Genomic DNA, 10,620 nt, shown 5'->3' on the forward strand with positions numbered 1-10,620 from the left:
TTCGGGTCGAGAGGTTCAGGTGGTGTGGTGGGTGATCTCGCGCAGCGCCTTGTACAGCGGCGTGTACAGGAGCCGGGCGACCACCGGGTCTGCCGGATCGGGGCAGTCAGAGGGTGGGGCGGCGTCATCGAAGTACGGGGCGAGAACGTCCCGAAGGCCGGTAAGCAGGCCGTCCTCATGGGGAACGGGCGCCGATGCGGCACCCGGCGAGAGCAGCCTGGCCGTGCGCGGGGCGAACCGGGCGTCGACGAAGACCACCCGGGCCGGTACGCCACCGCGCACCAGACGGCCGATGACCTGCCAGAGCGTCACGAGCTGGTCCCAGGTGAAGGACGTCTTCTCCTTGCCGGACAGGCGGGAGTAGATGTACCGGCGCGACAACAGCCGCCGCCACTCACCTCGTGCCACATGCCGGAAGGCCAGGCCGGCCTCGTCCAGCTGCGGCGCCGCCATGGCCAGCTCGGTGAAGGTGCCCTGAGGCACCCCGGGTTCGTCGCGGGTGAAGCGTGCCGCCCAGTCGTTGATCGCGAACACCGCGAGGGAAAGATCGTCGGGGCGCGGGTGCGGCCGGGCGAGGAACAGTGCCGTACCGAAGGCCGCGTTGCGCTGGGCGTTCAGAATGTTGTGTCCACGCTCCACGGCCATCAGCGGCGCGACGAGGATCTCCGCCGTGGGGTCCTGGGCGAAGGTGGCGAGGTCACCACGGCGCAGGACGGTGGCCCGCTCCTGCTCCGGCCGGACCGGTCCCGAGCCTCGTACGGCCTGCTCCAGGTCGGCATCGTCGGCGGCCAGGACGCGGACCCGCCCCTGCCAGCGCTCGATGTCATGCAGGGCATCCGCCGCGGTGTTCGCCTCCTTGTAGCTGCCGACCAGGAGAATCGCCCTGCGCCGACGGCTGTCGGTGACCTTGGCCAGCTCCTGCTCCAACGGGCTGGGGGCACCGCCCCGGCCGGGCAGGCCGAGCCGTCGGACCATGGCCCTGCAGGCCGCCGGCCGGGCCTTGGGCTCCGTACCGGACAGGCTGAGGGGCCGGCCTTCGTCGTCGTACAGGAAGTGCGTGGTGAAGACCGACTGCTTCACGGCCTCGAGCGAGCGGGCGGAGGGGGTCAGTACCGCGCCCACGGGCGCGACGAGGTGCGCGCGCGTGGAGGTGCCGGCCCAGCTCGTGCCGGACATCAGCACGACGTGCGGCCCCCTCCTGCCGCGGCCCGGGTCGGCGCCCACGTCGGGGAGGGTGAGCAGGAGCTCACGGCCGACTCCGGCGCACCGGAAGAAGCGCAACGTGCCGCTGTGCCGCCCTTCGACGTCGCGCTCCCGCTCGTCGGGCAGGTACTGGAAGCCCAGGACGTTGCCCATGGGGGCCTCCGGCACCAGCGGGGCGTAGTCGAGAGGCGGGCGGCGGGAGAGCTCGTTGCCCGTCGAGTCGAGGTGCAGGGCGGCCTCGACCTGCGGCCACAGATAGACCAGTCGGTCCAGTCGCTGGTTGAGGGCGCTCAGGAGCAGGGTGAACTCCAGACGGCGGGCGGCCAGATCCAGCCACTCCTCGTCCTTGGCCCGATCCGCCGCCGGAGTGCCGGCCAGCAGGGGGCGCAGCACCGCGAGTACGCGCGCCCGTGTGTCGGACGAGGACAGCGTGGTGAGTAGGTCCTGAGACAGACGCACGAGGTCGTCGGTCGTGTTGCCGTAAGGGCCCTGGCCGCCGAGCGGATCGTCGCGGAAGTCATCGAAGCGCTCCGTCAGTTCGGCGCGGCGCGCATCCGCTTCAGGGCCCGGGGAAGCGGGCTCGGGCGCGTCGTCCTCGTACGCCTCGTACAGTTCCGATTCGTCGGGCACACCATCGGGCACGCCGGGGACCGTGTCCTGCGCGAACCATGAGCGCAGCAGCTTCTCCTGCAGCGTCCACGGGCTGAAGTACTCGATGTCGGCCCACTCACGCAGCTCCGCGTCGGAGATCAGCAGCTTGTAGAGGCGGTCCGTCGCGGCGTGGACCACGGTCAGGGACGCGGACCACCGTTCGACCTCCTGGTCGGTCAGTGGCAGCCGGCCCTGCCGGGAGAGCTCTTCGACGCGATGTGCCTGCACCTGGTCGAGCCACGACTCGGGGCCGGGGGAGACGAGTGTCGCCGAGGGAGCGAAGATCTCGTCCATCTTCATCTGGACCGAGTCGGCCTCGTCCACGATGATGATGTCGCTGCGCAGGCAGGCCAGTTCCAGGTGGCGCAGGCGCTCGTCCCCGAGATGGCGGGGCACGGCCGACTGGACGAGGCTCGCCGGATTCGCCACCCAGATCAGGGAGTCGACGAGTTCACGGGCGGTGCTGTGACGGGGGCAGGCGGCCCAGGCCGGGCAGCCGTGCGGGGTGCCCTTGACCTCCGGGGCGCCGCCCTGATCCGATGCGGAGCGCCGCTGTCCCGGCTGATACGGCTCGGGCAGCCCATCGGACGTGGGTGGCGTCTCGCCTTCCTTCCTCGGCTTCTCCGGGTGGAGCGAGGTACACGGCGCGTCCGCGAACCGCAGCGGTTGGGCGGCTTCCGTACCCCGCAGAGCATCCACGACGCACACTGTGCTGAGGTGATCGAAGCCGGGGTCGTCGTGGTCCAGGAGGTTGTGCAGGCCGCGGGAGCCGAGCCGGCGGTGCAGCCGCTGGACATGGGTCTCCCGTGTGGTCAGCCCCAGCACGGGGGCCGCCGTCAGACCGAGATCGCGCAGAAGAGCGGTGATACGGAGCTGCTCGGCGACGTCGCCCACCATCAGTGTGGTGCGCAGCTGGGGAGTGCGACGAGTCCCCCAGACCGCGAGCAGGGTCATGAGAGTCGACTTGCCCGCTCCGACCATGCCGACGAGGTGCAGAAGCCCGTCGAGGCGGAGATCACCTTCCTCGGTGAATCCGAGTCCGTCGGCGTCGCGCGGGAAGACGTGCAGCTCGGCGAGGCGATCCTCCCACTGGCCCGGACTCGCCACCTCGTTCTGCTGCTCGGTCGCGTCCATCCAGCGTGCGGTTTCGGCCAGCTCGGCCCGGCTGATCACGAGAGGAGCGCCGTCCCCGGGCCGCCCGTCCTCGGGCGCGTGGCCGGCAGCCGGCTCCGGCCGGAGCCAGGCCGGCAACGTGACGGACGTCGGCCGTCGCCGTTCGACGAAGGTGGCGCGGCCCGCGGGGGCGAGGGGGAGGGGCTTGCGAGCGAGCGGGGGCAATGCTGCGAGGGCGGTGTCATAGACCATGAAGCGATCGGACGCGACGACTGATTCACGACGCCGCGCGGACCGGTGGAACTCGGGAACGTCGTAGGCGCGAAGCCGGTCGGGGAGGGACAGATAGGTCTCCAGCGCCTGCTGCCAGGTACGCCGCCGACGCAGATGCCACAGCAGGTGGCGACCGGCGGCGAGCATCACCTCGTGGGTCGGAGAGGTGACACAGCCGCGGGAGCGGGCGAATTCGTAACCCCCGAACAGGGTGTACGCGCCGGATGCGGGCTCCTCGGGGGCGATGCGCTCCAGGAGCCGCAGAGCCAGCTCCACCTGGCACAGCAGGCTCGGTTTCACCGTGCCCAGCTCGGGCGGCACCTCGCCCCACAGCCGCGCGAGTTCCTTGCTGACGGGCTTGTGCCAGCTCTCGCGGTCACGCATCGCCGGCCTCCTTTCGACGCGTGGTCTTCCCCGTGCGCGTGAGCCGTTCCCGCGCGCGGGCGATCAGTTCCGTGTCGGTGAGCAAGGGCACGTGCCGCGCTGCGGCCGGACGGTGGCGCTCGAACACGGCGACGTACCCGGGCCGGTCGTCGACCCGGTCCTGCGGGACCACCCAGAAGGCCTCGTCGTACGGGGGCTGCTGCGGCACCGAGCGGGCCACTCGCCCGAGGAACGCGGGATGAGCCCAGTCCTTGACGTCGATGGCCCATACGTGGTCGTCGGGGAAGGTGATGTGCACGTCGTAGGCGTCGTACGCCGGCCACATCCGTACCTTCAGCCCCAGCGCGGTCAGTCGCGCCTCCAGGTCGGCCTCGGCCCGTCCGGGGCCGGTGACGAACTGACGCAGCGGACGAGCCAGCTGCAGAAGCTCGCCGACCTCCTCCCGCGGGTAGCGGCGGCCTACCGGAGGCTTGCCCCGACGGCGGCACCGATCCCGCTCGCACCACCAGCCTCCGTCGCGCAGTGGGGTGAGCAACGTCAGGCAGCGGCCACACGCGGCGTACCCGCCACCCCGGAGATAGCTGTCCGGGACGGGGCGGTAGATCCTGCTGAGCAGCTCCTTCACCGGGTCGAGCACGTGATCCATCGAGAGGGCGAAGTCCTCGGCCGAGGTGAGCACGGGCCGTGTGACGAGGAGCCGGCGGAATTCGGTGTACGCGTCCTCTTCCCCGTACTCACGGCAGAGCCGGAGAGCGGTACGGATGACCTCGCGGTCGTACAGGACCAGCGCGCTGTCCGACGACTGCTCGGCCCACTCGTAGCAGAGTTCGGTGGGCCGGGAGGAGTCGGGATCGAGCAGCAGGTCGTGCGGGCCCACGGTCTCGGGCGGCAGATCGATCGGCCAATCGGCCACCGGCCGCTCGCGGCACCAGAACAGCAGGTCGGGCAGGCACGCCGGGGGCTCGGCGCCGCGTTCCAGACACGCGAGCACCGTCCGGTCCAGCGCACGCTGGACCTCAGGGGGATAGGGCAGGATGAAGACTTCGGGTCCGGTCGATGCATCCAGCACCGTGAGCGCGGTGGCCAGGGTGCGCATCAAAGGGACGCCGCGGTGAGCGGACCAGTCGTCGTCCGGGGAGGGGGGCCAGCCGGGGGCCGGCATGGTGGTCATCGGGGCTCCAGGTGGGTGCGGCCCGCCGCGCAGTGCGCCAGTACGTCGCAGCCGTCGCAGTGCTCGTCAGGGCGGGGGGCGTACGTCTCGTCGACGGCCCACGGTCCGGCGAGTGCGGCGATGATGCGGCGGGCTTCGGCCTGGGTGTCCGGATCGCCGGGGTCGATCTCCTCGCAGCGCGATCCGTCGTTGTACAGCACTTCGAGTTCGATCAGGGAACGGCGCGGATCTCCGTCGAGGACCCCCGCGGCCATCATCAGCACCGCGAAGGCGAGCTGCGGGTACGACTCCATCAGGCCCCGTCCCTCCCAGGGACGCTTCGCGGCCGTCTTCGTCTCATGCCAGATCCAGCCACCAGCGCGGGTGTAGAGGAGGTCCGGGTCGGCGATCAGAACGACGTCGAGCTCCGGATCGTACGCCGTGAGCCGGTGCTGCACTCGAACGTGCTCCGTGGGCGGGAGCCCGTCGAGCGGGCATGCTCGCTGGTGCTCGGACAGCATGGCCAGTGCTGTCGGCAACTCGGATGCGGTCAGCCCAGGGAGGACGTCCGGCAGTGGGGCGTCACGGCAGCATCTCTCCTCGTGACGGAGGTTGAGCCACTCGTCCACGGCGCGACCCCTGCGGATCGGCAGGCTCTCGGGCGCTCCGGACTTCAGGTGAAGGACACGGGTGAGGTGGAATTGAGCCGGGCACTGGCCGTGGACGCGGAGATCTGTCGCCGAGACCGAACGCCGTGCCCGGGGGCGGCGCGAGCCGGGCACGCCGAGAATGCCGGGAGTGCGGTGGGGCAGTTCGCAGCCCGTCAGCCCCTCGCAGCGGACACAGCTGGAACCGGGCGTGAGCCGGTCGGCCTCGACCACTCGGGCGAGTACGGGCTTGGCGTGCGCGGTGAACTGCCTGTCGGCCTCATCGGCGTCCCGGTCGGCCAGCACCTTGTACTCGCCGGATCCGCAGCCGATGCCGATGATCCGGACGCGCCTCGGCCGGACGTGGTCCCCGACGGGGCGGAAGACATCCCGGGGCGCCGACTGGGAGGGGACACCGCTCACCATCACGGCGGCTGCCTCCGCGATCTCGGCCGACGGCCGGTCCGACTTGACAGAGTTGACGGACAGCAGCCAGAGCTCTCGCTCAGCGCCGTCGGCGGATGCGTAGCGCCGACCCCATGCGGTGCGCTCGTAGCGGGTCGCTCCTCGTGAGTCCGGGGTCTCGCTCCAGGTGATGGCGGTCCACTGAGCAGCTACCGGCAAGGTCGCCGGGTGCCCGACCGCATGCCGCTGTGCCTCGTGCGCGGCGCGTGCCGACACATAGGCGCGCACCGCCTTCTCGGCCCAACTCGAGTGACCGACGTGGTTCTTGCGGCTCATCCGGAGCTGTGACAGCGCGCTCTCCAGGTCCGTCTTGTCGTGCTCGATCGCATCCAGGGCCTTCATAACGGGGCCGAGGGCGAACTCCTCGACAGGTGTCCACCGAGAACGCGGTGGAGCCTGCCGGACGAACGGCCGGGCGCGCAGGGCGTTGCCGCGGGGGCAGTCCTCGGGGCTCTCGCGTAGCAGCGGCAGGGATGTGCGGATGAGCCTGATGTCGCCGTCCGTTCCGGGCGGAGGCAGATGGAGCGACACGATGCACCCCTTGTGGGCGTGATGATGGGATCGCTGGCAGCTTCAGAGAAGCGCAGATCTGTGAACTAAGTCAAGCGATTCTCTTCATGTGGCGCGTGAACGACTAGAGTGTGGCGCGCACGGTGTCATCGAAGGGGGTGAGGTGTGGACCCAGGGGAAGACCTCGACGGTCGCTTCCGCGTCGAGGAGGCGCTTGACCAGGGCGGCATGGGAAGCATCTGGTCGGCGATCGAACGAGGGACCGGTCGCAAGGTCGCTGTGAAGGTGCTCCGCCTCGATGCCTACACGCAGGGCGGATTCAGCCCGGCCGAGCGGGCGCGGCGACACGTCGAACTGCTGAAGCGGTTCGAACGTGAAGGCGTCATCCTTGAAGAGCTCGATCATCCCGGCATTCCACGCCTGCTGCACCGTGGCTACGTGAACGAGGAGCCCTACCTCGTCATGGAGTACGTCGACGGGATCAACCTGCGTGAATTCCTCGACCGGCGCCGCCCCTTCCCGCCCGACGCAGGGATGGCCATTGCTGTGCGGATTGCCGAAGCCCTCGAACACGCGCATGCGTGCGGCGTCGTGCACCGGGACCTAAAGCCCGGCAACGTGGTGGTGTCGTGGGTTGGTGGTGTGGTGAAGCTGCTCGACTTCGGTATCGCCCACCTCACCGATCCGGACGCAACCCGCTACACGGCCCTCGGCGCCACACCGGGCAGCTCCGGCTATATGGCTCCCGAACAGCTGCGTGGCCGCCAGGACATTTCCGCCTCGGCGGACCTTTATGCGTTCGGCTGCCTTCTCTTCGAACTGCTCGCAGGTGAGAAGCCGTTCGAGGATCTACCTGACAGGAACAAGGACGCCCAACACCTCGAAGATCTACCCCCGCGCCTGCGAAGCATCAACATCGGCATTCCGGAGGAGCTCGACGAGCTCGTCTGGGATCTGCTGGCAAAGGTGCCGGCTGACCGGCCAAGGTCAGTCACGGACGTCCTCGCGGTGCTGCGGCCCTTCCTGCCGAAGGCCGGAGATCCGGCTCCGGACCCGGAGCTGACTCCTGATCCGACGGAGTCCTACCGCCGGTGCGATTCAGCCGCCGAGAAGGAGGGCATGTCTCCCGTCCGGCCCTCCGCGCCCCGTCGGCCGGCCCGCCGCAGTAGTGGCTGGCTGCGGCGGGATCAATTCGCCGAGCGGGTCGATCTGGCCCAGGCGGAGCTACTTGCCGACGGGCCGGGCGAACGGTGTGCCGACCTTGTCGACCTGTTGCCCAAGGCGGTGTCGGACTGGGGGGCCCGCGAACCGATCATCCTGAAGGCGAGGTTGCGGTGCGCCGATGCCGCTCGACTGGACGGTCGTACGCGCGATGCTGCGGAGCACTATGCCGAAGTGGCCCAAGGCGGAGTGCCACTGGATTTCCTCGTGTTGGAAGCCAGCCTCGGTCTTGCGGAATGTCTGATGCCCGAGGGAGATGTTGACAAGGCGTTCCGTGGCTGGAGTGCGGTGGTGCATGGACTTCTCGGCCTCACACCCATTCCGGCCGAGTTGATGGGGCGGTGCCGTGAGGTCGCCCTTGAACTGAGCGAATCAGGTTATGAGGCGGAAGTGGCCGAACTCCTGAACCGGCTGTTCGGGGCCTGATCGGTCAACTCCGGGGGAGCTGCCCCGCAGCCAGCAGGTCTCCCAGGGACCGGCTCAGTTCGGCGCCCACTTGCTTCATGGCCTGCAATGCGTTTTCAAAAGCGAGGATCGTTCGGTAGATCTTCCCGTAATGCTGTTGATCCACGAGAGAAAGCCGGGGAATCTGTAGGCGACGCACATCAATGCGCGACGTCGTCGACGCATGTGTGCCTGCCTGCTGCACATTGGCCGGGGCGCGAAGACAGCCGGCCAAGAACCAGGGGTCGAGGATGGCGGGGTTCACCCGGAGTGCTGAGAGCTGGGGCCCAAGGACGGAGGAGGCCTCGCCCTCAACTCGTACGTCGAAGGCGCGGGCCAGCACCGAGACGATCACGTCGTGAGTCGCTGTGACGGTGAGGGAACCGTCCCGCGCACCCGCTGTGACGGCGGAGGCCGGAAGCCAGAACCGTTCCTGTCCAGGCGTGGGCGTACCGGTCAGGACGCGAACCTCGCCCGCGGGGCGCTCCCCGCGGCGTACCAGATCATCAGGGATCCCTTGCCCGGGCCGGATCTCCAGCGCTCCCGCCCGTTCCAGTTCGCCGATGCCGATCAGTGACACGGATCCGTCAAGGCTGCTTAGATCTAGGTTTGACAAGGCAGTGGCGGCACGCCGCGTGTCACTCGCATAGGCGTCGAACTGAACCCACAGACGCTGGAGGTCTGTGGCAGTCGCGGCTTGTGTGCGGGGAATGTGGCGTGCTGGTGTGAGGTCCACCTGGTCGTCCAGCAAATCAACCACAGGGAGGGACACGCTCCCCATAGTGCTTCTGCCGCTAAGGACATCCAGAACGTGCGCGGTGACTGTCGGCCAGTCGATCCCATTCCTCTCGACGGCCGTGGGCGACGTGTCGTGCGCGGCGTCCACAAGCATGAGCTCGATTTGCCCGGGCCCGCTGTGCGGCGTAGCCCCCTCGGCCTGAAGAACCCAAAGATGCAGTCCGACCCCGTAAGGGGGAGCGGCACCCGGAGGCAGGGCGATCACCGCGCGGAGCACGCCGGCGCGCAGCAACCCAGCCCGGATCCGGCGGCCGGCACGGCGTGCGGCCACCGCGGGCGGGAGTACCAGCACCGCCACTCCTCCGGGAGCCAGAGCCGCCACGGCGTGCTGAACCCAGGCCAGCTCCGGTTCGGTGCGCGGCGGTTGTCCGTACAGCCAGCGAGGATCCGTGGCCAGCTCGGCATGGCCCCAGTCACGTTCATTGGACGGAGGGTTACACAGGACGGCATCCGCCCGGACATCAGGGTGGGCATCGGCACGCAGGGTGTCACCAGCTACGGACGAGACATTCGACAGGCCCGCCTCCGAGAACCCGCTGATCGCCAGGCGAGCCCGGGTCAGTTCTGCCAGGGCCGGGTCGGCGTCCTGGCCCAGGAATCGGATGAACGATCGTTGCCCGGCACCCCACTGCCGTCCGGCGGCGAGGAGCAACGTTCCCGCACCGCACGCGGGATCGAGTACGGATCGCATCTCGCCCGGATGCAGGGCGGCCGTGATTTGGGCCATGAGGTCAGCCAGGGGAGGTGGCGTAGTTGCCACTTGCCGAACGTGGGTTCGGAGCCATCGTTCCAGAAGGAATTGGAACACGGCCTGGGGATCCCCGCTGGAGGCCAGCTCAAGAGTGGTCTCCATGAGCTGGGCCTGACGTCGATCGACAGCAGGATCGTGTTGTGCTCCGACCGCCTGCTCACCGCTGAGCCGCAGTCCCACATGGGCGATGAAGAGCCCTGTCGCTTCCCTGTCGCCCAGGGATTCGTACTCGGGCCACAGTCGATCGAGTGGGTTCGCCTTGTCGTTGAGCTTGTTCTCTCGCTCGAGCCAGGCCTCGACCTCGGACAGCGAGAACTGTGGGCTGGTATCCGTACCTCCGATAGGTGACGGAAAGTTACCGTATCGACGCCGCCAGTTGCTGACAGCGGCGCGCCCGACTCCTGCGATGCGGGCGATCTCGGCCAGAGTGACTCCAACACGGGCCGCCCCTGTATTCGCGGGCATGATCTCCTCCGGAGCTTGCGGTGGTCTTCACTCGGCGCGGATCGATCAGGTGTGCCTCGTTGATCTCACCGTTCATCGCTTAACTGAGTTTACGTATGGATTGACCCGTCGACTACCTGCGTACTCTGAAGCCGTCGCTGTGCTGCTCGGACACGCCCATGAGTTCGCGGCGTGTGTCGCCGCCCCGGCTTGCCGGCTGGAAAACCACGCGGAACGCTGTGCCGCTGGTGTCGATCGCTGCTGCGGGCGACTGTCGGGCCTGGTCCCCTTCGGCTCCGCCACTTCCGTGCTGCTTGGGTCAGACCTATATGACGCGGGAACCAGGCTCCGCGACCACCTCGGCCTGGCCCGCCGCCCCGATGCCCGTGCGGAGCGGCCGGAGATCCGGCGGGTGGCGTCGTGAAGTTCCTGGCCATCACCCTCATCGTGCACGCCCCGGACCCGGTGACGGGCGTCCAGAAGTCCACCAACGAGCGCTTCCGGGAGGTGATCGACAACGCGCTGCTGGCCGAGGAACTCGGCTTCGACGGCTTCGGCGTCGGCGA

General features: G+C 69.0%; 5 protein-coding genes and 1 pseudogene. 2 read left to right on the top strand and 4 right to left on the bottom strand.

What is annotated here, in order from left to right:
* Positions 1-15: 15 nt before the first annotated feature.
* From ACFY8W_RS37355 to ACFY8W_RS37365, 3 genes are read right to left on the bottom strand one after another with little or no spacing between them, the layout of a single operon-like run.
* Positions 16-3,624 (bottom strand): hypothetical protein, encoded by a 3,609-nt coding sequence (locus ACFY8W_RS37355; protein WP_391115599.1) that lies wholly within the window; start codon positions 3,622-3,624, stop codon positions 16-18.
* Positions 3,617-4,795 (bottom strand): hypothetical protein, encoded by a 1,179-nt coding sequence (locus ACFY8W_RS37360; RefSeq protein WP_391115601.1) that lies wholly within the window; start codon positions 4,793-4,795, stop codon positions 3,617-3,619. Before ACFY8W_RS37360 ends, ACFY8W_RS37355 begins: the two co-directional genes overlap by 8 nt.
* The gene (locus ACFY8W_RS37365; protein WP_391115603.1) at positions 4,792-6,417 is read right to left on the bottom strand and encodes a PD-(D/E)XK nuclease family protein; all 1,626 of its coding nucleotides are present in this window, start codon (positions 6,415-6,417) and stop codon (positions 4,792-4,794) included. The genes ACFY8W_RS37360 and ACFY8W_RS37365 overlap by 4 nt, the downstream gene beginning before the upstream one ends.
* A 144-nt stretch (positions 6,418-6,561) precedes the next feature.
* Between ACFY8W_RS37365 and ACFY8W_RS37370 the strand changes: the two genes are divergently transcribed.
* Positions 6,562-8,043, top strand: coding sequence for a protein kinase (locus ACFY8W_RS37370; protein WP_391115606.1), 1,482 nt, complete (start codon positions 6,562-6,564; stop codon positions 8,041-8,043).
* A gap of 4 nt (positions 8,044-8,047) precedes the next feature.
* Here the strand turns inward: ACFY8W_RS37370 and ACFY8W_RS37375 are convergent, their stop codons facing one another.
* On the bottom strand, positions 8,048-10,075 hold the full coding sequence (locus ACFY8W_RS37375; RefSeq protein ID WP_391115609.1) for an N-6 DNA methylase: 2,028 nt from the start codon (positions 10,073-10,075) through the stop codon (positions 8,048-8,050).
* 399 nt (positions 10,076-10,474) lie between these two features.
* Here ACFY8W_RS37375 and ACFY8W_RS37380 point away from each other — a divergent pair.
* Positions 10,475-10,620 (top strand): annotated as a pseudogene (locus tag ACFY8W_RS37380) (LLM class flavin-dependent oxidoreductase); the annotation flags it as partial.

The organism is Streptomyces sp. NPDC012637 (genome assembly GCF_042954805.1).
GTDB lineage: Bacteria > Actinomycetota > Actinomycetes > Streptomycetales > Streptomycetaceae > Streptomyces.